The sequence below is a fragment of the Streptomyces glaucescens genome (assembly GCF_002154375.1).
GTDB lineage: Bacteria > Actinomycetota > Actinomycetes > Streptomycetales > Streptomycetaceae > Streptomyces > Streptomyces glaucescens.
The window spans coordinates 1-18,863 of sequence record NZ_MUND01000119.1 but is presented as its reverse complement, the minus strand read 5'-3'; the positions used below and the strand labels follow the sequence as shown (position 1 = coordinate 18,863).

Genomic DNA, 18,863 nt, shown 5'->3' with positions numbered 1-18,863 from the left:
CATGACGGGGGTGGATTCGGGGCGGGTGAGCCGGCCGTCGGAGTCCCGGACGCGCAGCTGGAAGGAGCGGTCGGAGGCGAGCCAGGCGAGGTCGTAGGCGGCGCCGCCGTTCTCGGCCGGATGCTGGCCGTCGAGGTCGGCGTTGGCCCGGTAGTCGATGTCCAGCCGGACGCCGGTGTCGTCCTCCAGGCCGGCCAGCAGGGGTGCCACGTCGGCGAGTTCGGGGCTGGCGAGGACGCGCAGGGTGACGGGGTCGTCGTCGCCGGTGCAGGCGGTGAGCGCGGTGCCGAGCAGCGCGAGGCCGAGCAGGGCCCGGACGGCGGCCCTCATGGCGTGTCCCGGACGGGCGGCGGGCAGTCGCCCACGAGGTCGATGATGTCCTCCAGGATCTCCAGGTCGGGTTCGTAGACCTTGGTCCGGTCGCTGTTCTCCCTCGGCACCTGGATGGCGTGTCCGGCGAGGTAGGCGTTGAGCTGGTCGCTGGTGCCGTCGGCGCCGGAGAAGCGGACGCGGAAGCCGAGTTCGATGGCCCGGCGGCGCAGGTCCTCGTCCTCCTGGATGACCTCGACGAGCCGGTCGCCCTTGCCGGTGAGGGAGATGAGCTGGGGTTCCGTGAGGGCGTAGGGGGTGGGGTAGAGCAGGACGCGGCTGGTGTCCTGCTCGCCGTTGCGGTCGTGGTGGGCGATCTGGTGGGCCAGGTACTGGTGCTCGTAGATGAGGGAGATCGGCGCGATGGACTCGCCGAGGTCGGAGAAGTAGCTCTCGGCCTGCTCGTCGGCCCACATGCCCTGGAGGTCGATGAGGGGTTTGATCTCCGCGGCCAGGCGCTGGACGGCATCGGCGGCGAGCCGGGTGTCGCCCCCGGCGCGGGTGCCGGGGGTGCGGTTCCCGTTGGCGACGAAGGCGAGGAGGCTGAGGTAGGTGCCGGCGGCGTTGGACTCGCAGACGTTGGACGTGCGCACCAGGACCCGGCCGCTGTTGCTGCGGCCGTCGCGGCTGATGTCGTCGTAGCCGATGCCGTTCCAGGTGTCGGCGGTGCGGCCGGTGCCGTCCTTGGGGTTCCGGGGGTCGTCGACGCCGTCGAGGAGGCGCATGAAGCGGACCATGTCGAGGTCGTAGTAGAGGGTGCCGCCCGGGGCGGGCTGCGGGGTGGCGACGCCCGCCTCGACGAGGGTGTCGGCGTAGTCGCGGAAGGTGCCGAGGACCAGCGGGCTGACGAAGGGGCGGACGGAGCGCACGGAGCGGTCCTGGCGGTCCAGGACGAGTTTGGCTGCGGGCTGGCCGGACGGGAAGACGACGTCCATGCCGCGCAGGGACTGGGTGGCGATGCCGCGGGAGCCGAGGCGGTGGATGTCGACGCGTATGCCGTGCCGGAGCAACAGCCTCTGTACTTCCGGGTCTCTGAAGTAGTCGGACTTGGAGGCCATGCGGGCCTCGATCGTGGTGATGTGCTCCAGGGGCCGCAGGGTGTTGCCGGACAGCAGCAGGGAGATCAGTCCCGCGACGGCGAACGGCAGCACGGCCAGGACGTGCCGGGGGACGCGGCGGCGGTCGGTGCGCCGGGTGGTGAGCCGCGGTTCCTCGATGGCGGGTGTCGCGCCCTCGGGGGTTCTGTCGCCGGGGATTCGGTCGGGGGTTGTGCCGTCGGGAGTTCTGTCGTCGGACAACGGCCCTCCTGCCGCTCAAGGGGGCAGGATTATCGAGGACGGCGGCGAACGGCGGCAGACGGAAGCATCAACTCCGGGCAAATTCCCGCCGGATGACCCCAGCGAGGGCCGCACGGGTGGCCGCACACGGTTTCGAACCGGGCGCAGCGGCAACCCGGCGGGTATGTCCCCTCGATATCGCTCCACCCAGGCAGGCCGGGCCATCGCGATCGTGGCCGACATCATGGCCCTCATCCTGGGACTGTGGATCCTGATGTACCTGTTCGACGCCAATCGCGGCAACGACTTCGTGCAGTTCGTGCACGACGCGGCCCGTTGGCTGGCGGGCTGGTCACACGACCTGTTCACGTTCGACGAGGCGTGGGCGCGGGTGGTCTGCGGCTACGGTCTCGCCGCCGTCGTCTACCTCTTCGTGGGCCACGGCATAGCGAACCGCATCTACCGCCACTGATCCCCGGCTGCGGGACCTCACGCCGTCAGGTCTCGCAGCACTCCGGTTCCTCCAGGCCCCTCGGCAGCAGGTCGCCGCCGAAGACCGCGCAGGTCGCCTCGTGCCCGCCGAGGGCGGCGACCGCGAGGAGCAGGGAGCCGGCCGTCCAGGCGGTCAGTTCGCGGGGCCAGATGGCGTCGTCGTCGAAGACGTAGCCCGTCCAGTACAGGCCGGTCTCCGGATCGCGCAGGTGCTGGATGGACGCGAGGATGTCCAGGGCCCGGTCGGACTCGCCGGTCGCCCACAGGGCGAGGGCCAGTTCGGCGGACTCGCCGCCCGTCACCCACGGGTTCGGCACCACGCACCGCACGCCGAGGCCGGGCACGACGAACCGCTCCCAGCCCTCCTCGACGCGGGCCTTGGCCTCCGCGCCGGTCAGCGCGCCGCCCAGCACCGGGTAGTACCAGTCCATGGAGTAGCGGTCCTTGTCCAGGAACCGCTCCGGGTGCCGGCGTATGGCGTGCCGCAGCATGCCCACGGCCAGCTCCCAGTCCGGCTGGGGCTCCTCGCGCTGCTCGGCGACGGCGAGCGCGCAGCGCAGCGCGTGGTGGATGGAGGAGCTGCCGGTGAGCAGCGCGTCCGTGACGGGCGTGCCGTCGTCCTCGCGCTTCCAGCCGATCTGCCCGCCGGGCTGCTGGAGCCGCAGCACGAACTCGACGGCGGCGTACACCACCGGCCACATGCGGTCCAGGAAGGTGTCGTCGCCGGTGGACAGGTAGTGGTGCCAGACCCCTACGGCGATGTAGGCGACGAAGTTGGTCTCGCGGCTCCGGTCGGTGACGTCCTCCGGGTCGCCGTCGGCGTACGCCGCGTACCAGGAGCCGTCCGGGTTCTGATGCCGGGCCAGCCACAGGTACGCCCGCTCGGCGGCCTCGTGCTCGCCCGCCGCGTCCAGCGCCATCGCGGCCTCGACGTGGTCCCAGGGGTCGAGGTGGTGCCCGCGGAACCACGGGATCGCCCCGTCCTCGCGCTGCACCGCGAGGATGCCGCGGACGGTCTCGGCGGCCTGCTCGGCGGTGAGCACGCCGGGCAGGACCAGGTGCTCCGTGCGGGGGGTCGTCACCGGGCGGCCGCCTCGGTCTGCGGGACGCGGGGCAGGTGCGGCTTGGTCGCGTAGACCACGAAGCTCTTGCCGATCAGCGGGTTCAGCGCCTGCTCGGCGACCCGGGTGGCGAGCGGCTTCTTCATGATGTCCCAGACCAGCAGCTTGTGGTACGCCCGCACCGGCAGCGCCTTGTCGTTGTCGACGCCGAACGCGCACTTCAGCCACCAGTACGGGGAGTGCAGGGCGTGGGCGTGGTGGCTGCCGTACGGCCTGAGCCCGGCCTCCTTGATCTTGCCGATCAGCTCGTCCGCCTTGTAGATGCGGATGTGGCCGCCCTCGACCTCGTGGTACGCGTCGGACAGGGCCCAGCAGACCTTCTCCGGGCCGTAGCGCGGCACGGTGACCGCGATCCGGCCGCCCGGCTTCAGCACCCGCACCATCTCCGCGAGGACACCCTTGTCGTCCGGGATGTGCTCCATCACCTCGGAGATGATCACGACGTCGAAGGACTCGTCGGGGAACGGCAGCGCGAGCGCGTCGCCCTCCATCGCGGTCGCGGTGGCGCCCTCGGGGGCCTCCCCGGCCTCCTTCATCGCCGCGAACCACTTCGCGACCTCGCGGATCTCCTCGCCGTTCTGATCCAGCGCGACCACCTGCGCGCCGCGCCGGTAGCACTCGAACGCGTGCCGTCCGGCGCCGCAGCCGAGGTCCAGGACGCGGTCGCCCGGGGCGAGCGGGAACCGGGAGAAGTCGACGGTCAGCACGTGGCCCTGCTTTCGGGGTTGGATCCAGCGGTGACAACTGCGGCGGACGCGGACGTCTCACCGGGGGCCGCGGAGCGGTCCGCGAGCGGGGGCGCGGAGCGGCCCGTGCCCCGGCCGGCCGTGCGGGCGACGGCCTCGCGGTAGTGGGCGACGGTGCCCTCGGCGGCGCGGGCCCAGGTGAACCTGGCCAGCACCCGCTCCCGCCCGGCGGCGCCCAGCCGCACCCGCAGCCCGGGGTCCCCCAGCAGCCGTACCAGCGCGGCGGCCAGCGCGCCCGCGTCGCCCGGGGGCACCGCGAGGCAGGTCTCGCCGTCCGCGCCCGCGACCTCGGGGATCGCCCCGCCCGTCGTCGCGACCAGCGGCGTCGCCGTCGCCATGGCCTCGGCGGCCGGCAGCGAGAAGCCCTCGTAGAGGGACGGCACGCAGGCGACCTCGGCCGAGCGGACGAGGTCGACCAGTTCGGCGTCGGAGATGCCCTTGACGAACTCGACGGCGCCTTCGAGGCCGTACCGCTCGATCGCCTGCGCCACCGGCCCCTCGGCGGGGCGCTTGCCGACGACGACGAGGTGGGCGCCCGGGTGCTCCGTACGGACCTTGGCGAGCGCCTCGACGAGGAAGACGAGTCCCTTCAGCGGCACGTCCGCGCTGGAGGTGGTGACGATCCGCCCCGGGACCCGCGGCACCGACGGGTCGGGTGAGAACAGCTCGGTGTCGGCGCCGATGTGCACGACGTGGACACGGTCCTGGCGCACGCCGAGATGGTCGACGATCTCCTGCCGCGAGGTGCCGGAGACGGTCAGCACGGACGGCAGCCGGCGCGCGACCCGCTTCTGCATCCGGGTGAACGCGTACCAGCGCCGCACCGAGTACCTGCGCTGCCAGCCCTCCGCAGCGTCCAGTTCGAGCTGCCGGTCGACGGTGATCGGGTGGTGGATCGTGGTGACGAGCGGGGCGCCGACATCGCCCAGCAGCCCGTAGCCGAGCGTCTGGTTGTCGTGCACCACGTCGAACTCGCCGCGGCGGGCGCGCAGATTGCGGCGGGCGCGCAGCGAGAAGGTCAGCGGCTCGGGAAAGCCGCCGGTCCACATCGTCGCCACTTCCAGGGCGTCGATCCAGTCCCGGTACTCGTCGCGCCCGGGGGTGCGGAACGGGTCGGGCTGCCGGTAGAGGTCGAGGCTGGGCAGCTCGGTCAGGCGCAGGTTGTCGTACCCCTCGTCGAGGACCGGGTACGGCTGGGCGCCGATGACCTCGACGTGGTGACCGAGGCGGGCCAGCTCGCGGGAGAGGTGGCGGACGTAGACGCCCTGACCGCCGCAGAACGGGTTCCCCTTGTAGGTGAGGAGTGCGATGCGGAGCGGTCGCAAGCCGTCGGCAGCGAGGTCCTCCGAGGCCGCGGCCTCCCTGGCCTCAGCGCTCACTCTGGGCCCCCTTCTCCCTGCACTGTCCCGCGAGATTATGCCGGGACGCTAACCTAGAACAAGTTTCAGACTTGATCGTTCAAGAGGCTCCGAATCTACCGGCAGGTAGCGGCGCTGTGAGAAGTGGATCAGGTGATTCACGCCACGGCCCGCACCGGTCGCCAACCCTGCCATGCTGTGTGATCGCACACCCTCACGGACTGTCACGGAACGGGACCCATGGAGAAGGTGGAAGCCGCCACCGCACGCCCCGCCTCGCCCCTCACCGAGCGGCAGGAGGCGCGCCGGCGCCGCATCCTGCGCGCGAGCGCGCAGCTGGCCGGCCGGGGCGGGTTCGACGCGGTCCAGATGCGGGAGGTCGCCGAGTCCTCGCAGGTGGCACTCGGCACGCTGTACCGCTACTTCCCCTCCAAGATCCACCTCTTGGTCGCCACCATGCAGGACCAGCTCGAACACATGCACGGCACGCTCCGCAAGAGGCCCCCTGCGGGCGAGACACCGGGGGAACGCGTCGCCGAGACCCTGATGCGCGCCTTCCGCGCCCTGCAACGCGAGCCCCACCTCGCCGACGCCATGGTCCGCGCCCTCACCTTCGCCGACCGCAGCGTCAGCCCCGAGGTCGACCAGGTCTCCCGCCAGACCACCGCGATCATCCTCGACGCGATGGGCCGGGAACACCCCACCCCCGCCCAGCTCTCCGCCGTCCGCGTCATCGAACACACCTGGCACTCGGCCCTCATCACCTGGCTCTCCGGCCGGGCCTCCATCGCCCAGGTGAAGGTCGACATCGAGACGGTGTGCAGACTGATCGACCTGACGGACCCGGAGACCCCCCGATGACGCGCCCCGCCTGGCGGGACCTCCTGGAGCGCTGCGGCCTCCACGTCCTGGAGGACACGGCGGCGCACCGCGGGCCTCCCGTCCTCGCCGCCATCCACGCCTTCGCCGGCTACGAGGTCCGGCCGGCCGCCACGATCCCCCTCGCCTCCCCCGACGCCGCCGCCGAACTGGACCGCGCCTGGCACCTCCAGGCCGCGGACGCCTCCCTCTACGCCCCGGGCGAGGTGGCCGAGTTCCTGATCCTCCCGCCCGACTCCAAAGCCACCGACCCCGGCTGGGTCCCCGTCCGCGACACGAACCCCGGCAACCTCCCCTCCCGCATCGCCGAAGCCACCGGCTCCCCGGAATTCATCACCGTCTCGCTCGACGGGCGCCGGCTGTGCGCGGTTTCGGAGGAGGAGTACGACTACTGGGTGGTGCGGCACACGTTCGGCTGAGGGGCGCCTGTGGCTGAAGTGTGACGGCGGGGTCGAGTGGGCGCCACACCCTGATGCGATGATTCGGGGCATGTCTGAACACGGGGGCGGTGCAGACATGACGCCGCAACACAGCATTCCGAGGTCCCGGCTGGCCGATTACGCGGAGATGGCCGACGTGCCACCCGTCGCGGCCACGAAACCGACCGCGGAGCCGCATACGGAGAACGCGCACGGCGCACAGGACGGGAGTCCCGCACCCGAACCGGTCGCGAATCCGGCCACCGAGACACCGGAAGCGCCGGAAGCCGTAGCCCGCCGACGGCATTTCGCCGCCGTGCTCGGCGAGTTCCGCAGGACCGCGGTCCTCGTTCCACTGGGTGACGCGCCGGGACCCCACGGCGAACGCGGGCTGCTCACCGCGGACTTCAACGGCGTCCGCTTCATCCTCGCCTTCTCCGACGAGCAGGCCCTGGCCCGTTACGCCCAGGCACGCGGTGAACACGCCCGCGAGTGGACGTACCAGAAGATTCTCGGTGCCCGGCTCCTCGACGTGGCGGTCCCGGCCGCCGGTGTGCCCTGCGGGGTCGCCCTGGACTGCGCGGACGGCCCGGACGGCATGGTGTTCCCGCCGGTGCGCGGGATCGTGCCGGACGAGGTGGCGGTGGATGCCGAGCGGGCGGCTGAGGACCGGACGGCCGAGGAGGGGACGGCATGACGAACGGCGGCGGCAAGGACCTCGAGGCCGACGGGCTCGGCCTGGTCGCGCAGGGCCTGACGGCGGCGCTGGGCGAGCTGAAGGAGCTCGGCATGGTCGGCATGGCCGGCGCCGGGCGTGGCTTCGGCGACATCGCGCTGTCGGGCCTGGAGTTGGGCCACGAGGGGCTGACGGCGGACTTCGGCTCGTTCTGCGAGCGCTGGGAGTGGGGTGTGCGCTCGCTGATCAACGAGGGCAACGCGTTCGCCGTCAAGACGGGCCTGTCGGCGGGCACGTACTACGAGACCGAGCAGTACGTCGAGGGCACGTTCAAGGTCGTCACCAACGCGGCGATCGGCAACCCCTACGCCTCGGAGGAGGAGGTCACCGGCAAGGGCTGGGGCGACATCGCCACCTCGGGCGCGTTCGGCGGCGTGGACTACAGCAAGGAGTCCTTCGACCAGGCGCTGGCCAACAGCAAGCAGGGCTGGATGGACGCCGGCCGGGACGTGATGACCTCGAACACGCTGGGCCCGATGGGCCTCAACCCGCAGAACATGCACACGCAGTTCGGGGTGTCGGACGCCGAGTACGAGCAGATGCTGGACAACACGTTCGGCCCCTCCCCCGAGGAGCGCGCGCAGGCCGCCGAGCAGCAGGGCGGGGGTGAGAACTGATGGGCATCCTCGGAGACATCGGCGACGGCATCAAGGGCGGCATCAACAAGGGCCTCGCGATCGGCGAGGACCTGATCGACGAGGGCAAGAAGAAACTCGGCGAGGGCATCGACTACGCCACCGACAAGGTCGGCGACGGCCTGGACCACGTCGGCCTGGAGGATGCCGCCGACGCGGTGGAGGACTGGGGTGACGAGGTCGCCTCGGATCTCGGCGCGACCCCCGGCGAGCGGCAGCTCGGGGAGACCGAGGAAGCGAACGAGCTGGTCCACGGCAACCCTACGAAGATCCGCGAGAGCGCCAAGCACCTGAAGGACTTCCACGGCGCCTTCGACAAGGTCGGCCAGGGGATGCGCAAGGTCGACTCGTCAGGCTGGAAGGGCGAGGGCGGCGACACCTTCCGCGAGAAGTTCGGCGTGCACCCGGAGAAGTGGACGCAGGCGGCGGACGCGTGCAAGACGGCCGCCGAGGCCCTGGAGTCGTACGCGGACACGGTGAAGTGGGCGCAGGGGCAGGCGGCGGAGGCCGTCGAGCTGTACAAGAAGGGCCGCAAGGCGTCACAGGACGCGGTCGACGCGTACAACAAGAAGGTCGACGCCTACAACGCGAGGATCAAGGCGAACGAGGACCCCGGTCCCAAGCCCCCGCCCTTCACCGACCCCGGCAAGGCGGACATCGACGCCGCCCACGACAAGCTCGCCGAGGCCCGCAAGCAGCGAAACACCGCCGCCTCGCAGGCGCAGTCGAAGGTGAAGGCCGCCCTCGCGCACGCGCCCGCCGAGCCGCCGCCGCTGGACCGCCTGGGCAACAACCTGACCGACGGCTTCCAGGCGGTGAACACCGAGCTGACCCATGTCGTGGGCGGCGCCCTCAAGGGCACGGCCGGCCTGGTCAACTTCGTCCGCGGTCTGAACCCCTTGGACCCGTACAACCTCACGCACCCGGCCGCGTACCTCCAGAACGTCAGCATGACGCTGTCCGGCCTGGTCTCCACCGCCGCCCACCCCGAGCGGACCGTGCAGGCCGTGGTCGACGGCTTCAAGAAGGACCCGTCGGAGTTCGTCGGCCGCCTCATCCCCGAGCTGATCGGCACCAAGGGCGCCGGCCTGGCCCGCACCGGCACCCGCTTCGCCCTGAAGGAGGGCGCGGAGCAGGGGCTGAGCAAGGGCGCGCGGAACACGGTGGAGAACAGCGCGGACGACGTGTCGCGGCGGCCGAACGAGAAGGTGTGCGAGAAGGACCCGGTCGACGTCGCGACCGGCCGCATGGTCCTGCCGCAGACGGACGTCTCGCTGCCGGGCCGGCTGCCGCTCGTCCTCCGCCGCCAGTTCGAGTCGTCGTACCGCCTGGGTGGCTGGTTCGGCCCGACCTGGTCCTCGACCCTGGACCAGCGCCTGGAGATCGACGCCGAGGGTGTCGTCCTCGTCGGCGAGGACGGCCTGGTCCTCGCGTACCCGCATCCCGCCCCCGGCGTCCCCACCCTGCCCGCGCACGGCCCGCGCTGGCCGCTGGACCGCACGGACGACGGTTACACGCTCACCGACCCGGAGGCGGGTCAGGTGCGCCACTTCACCGACCGCACGGCCGACCTGGCGGTCCTGGAGCAGATCGACGACCGCAACGGCAACTGGATCGCCTTCGGGTACGACGCCGACGGCACACCGCTCTCGATCACCCACAGCGGCGGCTACCGCCTGCTCCTGTCGACCGCCGAGGGCCGGATCACCGCGCTCCGCCTGGCAGGCGCGGCCCCGGACGGCACCGACCAGGAACTGCTGCGGTACGGCTACACGGACGGCCACCTCACCGAGGTGGTGAACTCCTCCGGCCGCCCGACCCGCTTCGGCTACGACGATCTCGGGCGCATCACGTCCTGGACCGACACCAACGACAGCCACTTCACCTACGTCTACGACGACCGGGACCGCTGCACCGAACAGTCCGGCGCGGCGGGGCACCTGCGCTCCACCTTCACCTACGGCCCGCCGGACTTGGCGACCGGGGAGTCCACCACATCCATCACCGACTCCCTCGGTCACACCACCCGCTACCTGATCAACCGCCACTGCCAGGTCATCGCCGAGACCAACCCTCTCGGCGCGGTCACCCGCTATCAGCGGGACCGCTACAACCGGCTCCTGTCCCGCACGGACCCGCTTGGCCACACCACGACCTTCGAGTACGACGACAAGGGCAACCTCACCAAGGTCGTCCGCCCGGACGGCCGCGAGTCCAGGGCGGAGTGCAACGACCTGGGCCTGCCGGTGAAGGTGGTGAACCCGGACGGCACGATCCTCCGCCAGACGTTCGACGAGCGGGGCAACCGCACGTCGGTGACGGACCCGGCGGGCCGGACGACCCACTTCGGCTACGACGAAGCTGGTCACCCGGCGTCGGTGACCGACCCACTGGGCCACACGACGGTCGTCGTGACCGACCGAGCCGGACTGCCGCTGGAGGTCACGGACCCGCTCGGTGCCGTGACCCGCTACCGACGCGACGCCTTCGGCCGCCCCACAGCGATCACGGACGCGGCCGGCTCGGCCACTCACCTGGAGTGGACCGTGGAGGGCCGTCTGGCCCGGCGTACCACCGCGGACGGATCGAGTGAGTCCTGGACGTACGACGGCGAGGGCAACTGCACCAGCCACACCGACCCGCTCGGTGGTGTGAGTCGCTTCGAGTACACGCACTTCGACCTGCTGACCGCTCGCACCGGCCCGGACGGAGTGCGCTACGAGTTCGAGCACGACACCGAGCTGCGGCTGACCAAGGTAACCAATCCGCAGGGGCTGGCATGGCGTTACGCCTACGATCCCGCCGGACGGCTGTCGGTGGAGACGGACTTCGACGACCGCGCGCTGACGTACGGCTATGACGCGGCGGGGCGCCTGGCCACCCGCACCAACGCGCTGGGACAGACGGTCACCTTCGAGCGCGACGAACTGGGCCAGGTGATCCGCAAGGACGCCGCCGGACAGGTCACGACGTACGCGTACGACCTGACCGACCAACTGGCGCACGCCACGGGGCCGGACGGCACGACCCTGACGATCCTGCGTGACCAGTACGGCCGGGTGCGCTCGGAGACCGTCAACGGCCGCGAGCTGACCTACACGTACGACGCTGTGGGACGCCGCACCGGCCGGACGACGCCGACCGGTGCGACGACGACGTGGTCCTACGACGCGGCCGGGCGCACGACCGGCCTTGTGGCCTCGGGCCACGTCATCGACTTCACGTACGACGAGGCAGGCCGCGAGTTGGTCCGCCGGATCGGTGAAACCGTCACCCTCCAGCACACCTTCGACCCCCAGGGCCGCCTCACGGTCCAGTCGGTGACGGGCGCGGGCGGGCGGCGGGTTCAGCACCGCTCGTACACCTACCGTGCCGACGGCAATCTGATCGGCGTGGACGACCAGCTCTCCGGCACACGCCGCTTCGACCTGGACGCGGTGGGCCGGGTCACCGCGGTGCACGCGGCCGGCTGGAGCGAGACCTACGCCTACGACGCGGCGGGCAACCAGGTACAGGCTTCGTGGCCGGAGTCCCACGCGGGCCACGAGGCGACGGGCGCTCGCGAGTACACGGGCACCCTCCTCACCCGCGCGGGCAAGGTCCGCAACGTTTACGACGCACTGGGTCGCATCACTTTGCGTCAGCGGACCCGTCTGTCTCGCAAGCCGGACACTTGGCACTACGAATGGGACGTCGAGGATCGCCTGACGTCGGTCGTCACCCCTGATGGCACCCGTTGGAACTACACCTACGATCCACTGGGCCGCCGCACCGCCAAAATCCGCATGGCCGATGACGGCGAATCCGTCGTCGAGCGAGTGGATTTCACCTGGGACGGCACCACTCTGTGCGAGCAGACGACGACATCCGCGGAGCTTCCACGCCCGGTCACCCTAACCTGGGACCACGAAGGCCGACACCCCATCGCGCAGACCGAACGTCTGTTGGACGCCGAGATCCCCCAAACGGTGATCGACGCCCGCTTCTACGCCATCGTCACGGACCTGGTCGGCACCCCCAGCGAACTCGTCGACGAACACGGTCGTATCGCTTGGCGTACCAGAACGACGCTGTGGGGCACCACCACTTGGGCCAAAGACAGCACCACGTACACACCGCTGCGTTTCCCCGGTCAGTACTACGACGCGGAGACGGGCCTCCACTACAACTACTTCCGTCACTACGACCCCGAGACCGCCCGTTACCTGACCCTGGACCCGCTCGGTCTCGCCCCGGCACCCAACCCGACCTCGTACGTCCACAATCCTCACGTTTGGACCGATCCGCTGGGGCTCGCTCCCTGTCCGCGGGGTGCGTGGGAGCAGAAGGCCGACTTCTCGAGCCAGAAGGTGATGAGCAAGAAGTTCCACGCACACGCGGGAGATTTCCTCGACAGCCCGGGAAACCTCAACAAGGCCAACTTGCAGCGGTTCGAAGAGGCTATGCGGGAACATATGACCGCGGATGGAACGAAGATCTACCGCTTCGACTACAGAAACCAGGGGCCGGCTGTCGGGTTCATCGATCCGGCATCGCAAAAAATGGTAATGCTGCACGCCGATGGTAGGTTCTGGTCGGCCTGGAAACTGGGAGACAAACAGTTCCAGGGAATCATCGACAAAGGGTTTCTGTGGTGACGCGTTCAGGACACGAAGAAGTAAACCTCACTCTCATGGTCGACGCGGGCGGTACCTGCTTCGCCCCCGCCTGGCTGCAAGGCAAGACGGTGGCTCCTGTCCCTGCGGGATCACAGATCGACGTGCCGCTGACACGCCGAATCGCGGCTGGTTGCCGCGCTGTCGACGCCGCTGACCTGCTGTGCGCGGATATCACCGACGGCGTCGGCGCGACCACCACTGCATCGCGCATCACCTCCGACACCGGCAGTACGGGAATCCGTCCGCCTGCGCTGCTCTGGACGCCCGACCTGCAAGGCGCGGTCCTGTTTCCGGAGACGGGTTACGCACTCATCGCGGGCACCGCGCCCTTCATGGCCTCAGCCGTCGGCGAGGGCGTCGACACGGCACGCGCGCGCTTCGGGCGTTACGCACGCACACTCTCGGCGCAACACCCGGTGCTGACATCTGTCGCCGCCGCGTACCCGCCCGCACACCGCGCCTGGTCGCGACCCAGCGATGTGGAACCGGCCAGCGCGGCAGCACGCCAGCTCACACTGTTGCACGAGTTCATGGGCGGCACCCGCAGCGGGCCCGAATTCGCGCAGGCCTGGTGGGACGCACGACGCGCATCCCAGGCGAACGGCGAAAGAATCAAAGACCCGCTCGCCAGCCTCTTCGACCGGATTTTCATGATCTTGGAGGACTACTCTGTCGATCCCGAATTCAGGGAACCCGGCGATCTTTCCGACTCGGAACTTCTGACTACAGTGACTGAGATCTGGGATGTGTATCGGCAAACTGAAACCGAGCACAACGGATGAACCTCTTGAGGAGCCGTCCAAGGAGGGTAAGAGGTGACCTCTACGGCGGCAATGGCGGGTCCCTCATCCTCCCGACCTCCGTGAAAAGCCATGAGGTCGGCTGGGTGGTGGTCAGAGACGGTACATGCACGCATCCGCCCTCGCGAGCACTCGGCCCTGGAGACCCAGTTCCACGCCGAGCGGTGAAGGTCTCGTACTGAACTCTGCCGCGCGGATGCCGTGACCCTGCTGGGCGTCTGAGGGCCCGGCCGGGACAGTCCTTCCGGCAGTGGCAGTCCCGGCCGGGCCGCCGTGATCCGCCGCATCCGCAAGGACCGCCGCCACCACGGACCAGCGCGCACGTCACGCCCCGGCGGCGGGGCGAAGTCGTGGCCCGGCGCAGAGCAGGGGGGCACCGCAGTTCGGGCATGTGGGGTCCCGGCCCGGCTCCGCGTGCCGTTTGAAGCTGACGCGGCACCCGACGCACGCGTAGTGCACCTTGTAGGAGTTCATGGCGTAGCCACATACCGGTTCACCATATGCGCGATCCCGGCTCCGTCGACGGTGTCGGGGTCGGCGATGCTGGGAGCATGCTGCCCCCCTCGCCCATCGCGAAGCCGAACTGATCGAGGTCGTCCGGATCACTGATACCGCGCGGCATCTGACATCGCGAAGCTAGGAGGGTGAGACGGTCGGCCGGACGGGGGCGAGGCGCGAGAGGTCTTCGAGCTGATCGCGGCGCTGCCGGCCGGCGAGCGGCACCGCTGTTTCCTCCCCGGCTGGGGTATCCGTGCCCATGGCCCCACCGGCCCGTTGTTCGAGATCGCCTTCTGCTTCCGTTGTCACGGTGCCCGTGTCTGGGGACCGGACGTCGCCGGCGATCGGCGGAGTCAGGCCTTCGACGGGGAGAGTCCCGCGGCCCGCGAGGTGCTTCGCCGGTTCCGTGCCTGTGGGTCTGAGTGAGAGGGAGGCGTTGCAGGCGTACTTCGGTTCGTGCCCCGGCGACCGGCTGTCGCGTCGCGTGGACCGACGCCCATCTCTGCACTCGATCGGCCTCGCACGTGGGGAGGTGCTGATTTCTTCGACAAGGGCAAGTCGATCGAGGAGCTGGAGAAAGCGAGATGGCCGCCTTTGCGTTCTGACAGTGCGTCACCTCATCGGGCAGGACGTGGGTCTTCCGTGGCTCCTTCCCGTGGCGCTGGACTTCCTGAGGGAGACCGCTCCGGAAGCGGCCCTGACCGGCTGGTACGACGACGATCTTCTGTCGGCGGTCCTCACGAGGAAGGCGCCGGTGTGGAGGGAGTCGTCCGCGTGGGCTCGCCATCTGAACCAGACCGTCGGGATGCTGACCGACCTGTCCCCTTACATCCAGCGAGAAGTGGACGAGTTCCACGCCGCCGTGACCGGCCTGCTGTGAAGGGGTTGTCCGGGCAGGGCGCCCGCTCGCACCTCGTACGTGACGTACCACTCGAAGTCACCTTCCGAACCGCCCGGTAAAGTGGCCGCGTCGTATCACACCCGTACGGGGGAAAGCCGGTGCAAATCCGGCGCTGACCCGTCCCCGAGTTCTCGACTTCGCTCGAACAGGGGAGACCCCTATCCGTGAGCCGGTCCAGGAACAGGACCGGCGAGCCGGATCGCCCCGTGCGGACGTGGAACGGCTCAGCACCGTCGAGGTTTACGGAGCCGGGCCGCCCGGGGTCTCCCGCGCTGCCCGGCTCCCCGCAGGAGAGGGCATCCGCCGATCATGAACTTCCGCCGCAGCGCCGCGGCCCTGGCCGCCGCCGCAGTGATCGGTGTCGTCGCGACCCCGGTCGCCCAGGCCGCCGATCCGTCCCCGTCCGCCACCCCGTCCGTGGCGATACCGTCCGGCCTGTACGGCTCGGGCGACCCGACCTACGACGGCGTGTGGCGGCAGTCGCTGGCGCTGCTCGCGCAGGACGCCGTGGGGGTGCGGCCCGCCGGGCAGGCCGTGGACTGGCTGACCGGGCAGCAGTGCGCGAACGGCGCGTTCGCCTCCTTCCGCGCGGACACCGCCACGGCGTGTGACGCCAAGACCATGCTCGACACCAACGCCACCTCCGCCGCGGTCCAGGCGCTCGCCGCGCTCGGCGGCCACGACGCGGTGACCGGCAAGGCGGTCGGCTGGCTGAAGTCGGTGCAGAACAAGGACGGCGGCTGGGGCTTCGGCGCCGGGTCGCCCAGTGACGCCAACTCGACGTCCATCGTGATCGGGGCGCTCGCCGCCGTCGGGGAGAAGCCCGCCGAGGTGAGGAAGGGCGGCAAGTCGCCGTTCGACGCCCTGCTCGGCCTCGCCCTCCCCTGCGACGGGAAGGACGGCGGCGCCTTCGCCTACCAGCCGGACAAGAAGGGCAAGCTGGCCGCCAACGCGGACGCCACGGCCGCCGGTGTGCTGGGCGCCCTCGGCAAGGGACTCGACGCCGAGGCCGGCGAGAAGGCCGCCGCGTCGAAGTGCGCCGACGCCAAGACCCCGGAGCAGGCCGCCGCCAACGGCGCCGCCTACCTCGCGGGCGCCGTCGCGAAGGACGGCCACCTCGTCTCCGCCCTCCCTGGCGCCGAGGACCAGCCCGACTTCGGCAACACCGCCGACGCGGTCGTCGCGCTCGCCGCGCAGGGCGGTGCCGAGCGGGCCGCGAAGCCGCTGAAGTGGCTGGAGGAGAACTCGGCCGGCTGGGCGAAGCAGAGCGGCCCCGCCGCCTACGCCCAGTTGATCTTCGCCGCCCTCGCCACCGGCACCGATCCGCGCGACTTCGGCGGCACCGACCTGGTCGAGCAGCTCAACGCCACCGGCCCGGCTCCCCAGGCCGCCGGCAAGGACGAGAGCAAGCAGGACGAGGCGGCCGACAAGGCGGACGCGGGCGACGACGACAACGCCATGTGGTGGGTCATCGGCGCCCTGTTCGTCGGCGGTATCGGCATCGGCTTTCTGCTGAGCGGCCGCAAGAAAGGGCGGCAGGCGTGAGGGTCCGCCGTGCCGCAACCCTGTTGTCGGCCCTGCTGCCGGCCGTGCTGTTCCTGTCGCTGGGCACTGGTCCGGCGCAGGCCGCCGGTTACCGCTACTGGTCCTTCTGGGACCGCGACGGCGACCGCTGGGCGTACGCCACGCAGGGCCCGGCCACGGCCCGGCCGTCCGACGGCGACGTCCAGGGCTTCCGGTTCGCGGTCAGCGCCAACTCGCAGGACGCGGCCCAGCCGCGCGGCGCGGCGGACTTCGACGTGATCTGCGGCCGTACGCCCGCGCGGGACGACAGGAAGCGGGTGGCGCTGGTCCTCGACTTCGGTACGGCGGCGGACGCCCCGTCCGGGGAGACGCCGCCCGCCCGCCGGACGGCCTGCGCGAGCGTGGCCCCGGACGCGACGACCGCGGAGGCGCTGGCCGCCGTCGCCAAGCCGCTGCGCTACGACACCAACGCCCTGCTGTGCGCCATCTCCGGCTACCCGGAGAAGGGGTGCGGTGAGCAGGTGAGCGGGGACGGGAAGCAGGACGCCGCAGCCGAGAAGACGGCCGGCGGCGAGGACGACGGGGGTCCCTCCCTCGGGTTGCTCGCGGGTGGTGCGGCGGTGGCGGTCCTCGGTGCGGCGGCGGTCTGGCAGACGCGACGACGCAGGCGCGACTGAGACGACACGGGCATGACTGACCGGTCGCTGCACCCGGGTGCCTGGTGGCTGTGGTCCCTCTCGCTGGGGATCGCGGCCACCCGCACCACCAATCCGCTGCTCCTCGCGCTGCTCGTCGCGGTCTCGGCGTACGTCGTGGCGGCCCGCCGCCCGGACGCGCCGTGGGCCCGGTCCTACGGTGCCTTCCTCAAGCTGGGTCTCGCCGTGCTGCTGATCCGGCTGGTGTTCGCGGTGGTGTTCGGCTCACCGATCCCCGGTGAGCACACGCTCGTCACCCTCCCCGAGGTTCCGCTCCCCGCGTGGGCGCAGGGCATCCGGCTGGGTGGTGAGGTGACGGCGGAGGTGCTGGTGAGGGCCTTCTACGACGGATTGAAGCTGGCCGCGCTGCTGATCTGTGTGGGTGCGGCGAACGCGCTGGCGAGTCCGTCCCGGTTGCTGAAGTCGCTGCCGGGCGCGCTGTACGAGATGGGTGTCGCGGTGGTCGTGGCGCTCACCTTCGCGCCGAGTCTGATCGCGGACGTGCAGCGGCTGCGCGCGGCCCGCCGGCTGCGCGGACGCCCGGACAAGGGGCTGAGGGGCCTGCTCCAGGTGGGTCTTCCGGTGCTGGAGGGTGCGCTGGAGCGTTCGGTGGCGCTCGCCGCCGCGATGGACTCGCGGGGCTACGGCCGTACGGCCCTGGTGCCGCCCGCCGTCCGCCGTACGACCGCCGCGCTCACGCTCTTCGGGCTGCTCGGGGTGTGTGCGGGGACGTACGGGCTGCTCACCGCGGACGGCGGCACGTACGGCGTGCCGGTGCTGCTGGCAGGGGTCGGTGCCGCGCTGGCCGGGCTGTGGCTGGGCGGTCGCCGTTCGCCGCGCACCCGGTACCGCCCGGACCCGTGGGGCCCGCGGGCCTGGCTGGTCTCCGGGTCCGGTGCCGCGGTCGCCGCGGCCCTCTTCCTGGCCGCGTCGGCCGACCCGGCGGCCCTGCATCCGGGTGTCGTCCCGCTGACCGCCCCGAGCCTTCCCGTGTGGCCCGCCGCGGCCGTACTGCTCGGCCTGCTCCCGGCGTTCGTCACACCGCCGCCGGGCCATGAGAAGGAGCCGTCGTGATCCGCTTCGAAGACGTCTCCGTGACGTATGACGGGGCCGAGGAACCCACCGTCCACGCCGTGGACTTCGAGGTCCCGGAGGGCGAACTGGTCCTGCTCGTCGGCCCGTCCGGTGTCGGCAAGTCGACGATCCTGAACGCCGTGAGCGGGCTGGTCCCGCACTTCACCGGCGGTACCCTGCGCGGCCGGGTCACGGTCGCCGGCCGCGACACCCGCACCCACAAGCCGCGTGAACTCGCGGACGTGGTGGGCACGGTGGGCCAGGATCCGCTGTCCCACTTCGTCACGGACACGGTGGAGGACGAACTCGCCTACGGCATGGAGTCGCTGGGCCTGCCGCCGGAGGTGATGCGCCGCCGGGTGGAGGAGACGCTGGACCTGCTGGGGCTCGCCGCCCTGCGGGACCGGCCGATCGCCACGCTCTCCGGCGGCCAGCAGCAGCGGGTGGCGATCGGTTCGGTGCTCACCCCGCACCCGAGCGTGCTGGTCCTCGACGAGCCGACCTCGGCCCTGGACCCGGCCGCCGCCGAGGAGGTCCTGGCCGTCCTCCAGCGGCTCGTCCACGACCTGGGGACGACCGTGCTGATGGCCGAGCACCGGCTGGAACGCGTCGTCCAGTACGCCGACCAGGTGCTGCTCCTGCCCTCCCCCGGCGCCCCGAGCACGGGCGGGGCGCCGGGGG

At 71.0% G+C, this 18,863-nt stretch carries 16 protein-coding genes and 1 pseudogene; 12 read left to right on the top strand and 5 right to left on the bottom strand.

What is annotated here, in order from left to right:
- A pseudogene (locus CCN42_RS08715) lies at positions 1-330 on the bottom strand (hypothetical protein); the annotation flags it as partial.
- Positions 327-1,667, bottom strand: a complete 1,341-nt coding sequence (locus CCN42_RS08710) for a hypothetical protein (RefSeq protein ID WP_245877201.1) — start codon at positions 1,665-1,667, stop codon at positions 327-329. The gene CCN42_RS08710 and the pseudogene CCN42_RS08715, both read right to left, overlap by 4 nt.
- Before the next feature lie 163 nt (positions 1,668-1,830).
- Here CCN42_RS08710 and CCN42_RS08705 point away from each other — a divergent pair, with 163 nt between their 5' ends.
- Entirely contained in the window at positions 1,831-2,118 is a 288-nt protein-coding gene (locus tag CCN42_RS08705; RefSeq protein ID WP_086171763.1) for a hypothetical protein, read from the top strand.
- A gap of 25 nt (positions 2,119-2,143) precedes the next feature.
- On the opposite strand, the gene CCN42_RS08700 is transcribed toward CCN42_RS08705, so the two are convergent.
- The 3 genes from CCN42_RS08700 to CCN42_RS08690 are packed head-to-tail and all read right to left on the bottom strand — an operon-like array spanning position 2,144 to position 5,384.
- Entirely contained in the window at positions 2,144-3,220 is a 1,077-nt protein-coding gene (locus CCN42_RS08700; RefSeq protein WP_086734307.1) for a prenyltransferase/squalene oxidase repeat-containing protein, read from the bottom strand.
- Positions 3,217-3,966, bottom strand: a complete 750-nt coding sequence (locus tag CCN42_RS08695) for a class I SAM-dependent methyltransferase (protein ID WP_086171765.1) — start codon at positions 3,964-3,966, stop codon at positions 3,217-3,219. The genes CCN42_RS08700 and CCN42_RS08695 overlap by 4 nt, the downstream gene beginning before the upstream one ends.
- Positions 3,960-5,384, bottom strand: a complete 1,425-nt coding sequence (locus CCN42_RS08690; RefSeq protein ID WP_086734306.1) for a glycosyltransferase family 4 protein — start codon at positions 5,382-5,384, stop codon at positions 3,960-3,962. The genes CCN42_RS08695 and CCN42_RS08690 overlap by 7 nt, the downstream gene beginning before the upstream one ends.
- A gap of 219 nt (positions 5,385-5,603) precedes the next feature.
- Here CCN42_RS08690 and CCN42_RS08685 point away from each other — a divergent pair, with 219 nt between their 5' ends.
- The 11 genes from CCN42_RS08685 to CCN42_RS08630 form a co-directional block, all read left to right on the top strand.
- Entirely contained in the window at positions 5,604-6,224 is a 621-nt protein-coding gene (locus tag CCN42_RS08685; protein ID WP_086734304.1) for a TetR family transcriptional regulator, read from the top strand.
- A complete protein-coding gene (locus CCN42_RS08680; protein WP_086734302.1) occupies positions 6,221-6,661 on the top strand; it encodes a PH domain-containing protein in 441 nt (146 codons plus the stop codon). Before CCN42_RS08685 ends, CCN42_RS08680 begins: the two co-directional genes overlap by 4 nt.
- A 97-nt stretch (positions 6,662-6,758) precedes the next feature.
- Entirely contained in the window at positions 6,759-7,358 is a 600-nt protein-coding gene (locus CCN42_RS08675) for a hypothetical protein (protein WP_245877200.1), read from the top strand.
- Entirely contained in the window at positions 7,355-8,014 is a 660-nt protein-coding gene (locus CCN42_RS08670) for a hypothetical protein (protein ID WP_086734299.1), read from the top strand. The genes CCN42_RS08675 and CCN42_RS08670 overlap by 4 nt, the downstream gene beginning before the upstream one ends.
- Positions 8,014-12,669 (top strand): putative T7SS-secreted protein, encoded by a 4,656-nt coding sequence (locus tag CCN42_RS08665; protein ID WP_086734297.1) that lies wholly within the window; start codon positions 8,014-8,016, stop codon positions 12,667-12,669. Before CCN42_RS08670 ends, CCN42_RS08665 begins: the two co-directional genes overlap by 1 nt.
- Before the next feature lie 35 nt (positions 12,670-12,704).
- The gene (locus CCN42_RS08660; protein WP_107427561.1) at positions 12,705-13,472 is read left to right on the top strand and encodes a colicin immunity domain-containing protein; all 768 of its coding nucleotides are present in this window, start codon (positions 12,705-12,707) and stop codon (positions 13,470-13,472) included.
- Between the two features lie 775 nt (positions 13,473-14,247).
- The gene (locus CCN42_RS45605) at positions 14,248-14,868 is read left to right on the top strand and encodes a contact-dependent growth inhibition system immunity protein (protein WP_281259481.1); all 621 of its coding nucleotides are present in this window, start codon (positions 14,248-14,250) and stop codon (positions 14,866-14,868) included.
- 330 nt (positions 14,869-15,198) lie between these two features.
- Complete coding sequence (locus CCN42_RS08645) at positions 15,199-16,434, top strand: SCO2321 family membrane protein (RefSeq protein WP_086734293.1); 1,236 nt, start codon at positions 15,199-15,201, stop codon at positions 16,432-16,434.
- Positions 16,431-17,090, top strand: a complete 660-nt coding sequence (locus CCN42_RS08640) for an SCO2322 family protein (RefSeq protein ID WP_107427560.1) — start codon at positions 16,431-16,433, stop codon at positions 17,088-17,090. Before CCN42_RS08645 ends, CCN42_RS08640 begins: the two co-directional genes overlap by 4 nt.
- Positions 17,091-17,102: 12 nt before the next feature.
- Positions 17,103-18,182: an energy-coupling factor transporter transmembrane component T gene (locus CCN42_RS08635; RefSeq protein ID WP_086734291.1), complete on the top strand. Its 1,080-nt coding sequence runs from the start codon at positions 17,103-17,105 to the stop codon at positions 18,180-18,182.
- Positions 18,179-18,863 (top strand): ABC transporter ATP-binding protein (locus CCN42_RS08630; RefSeq protein WP_143661874.1); only part of this gene is annotated, 685 nt, incomplete at its 3' end. The genes CCN42_RS08635 and CCN42_RS08630, both read left to right, overlap by 4 nt.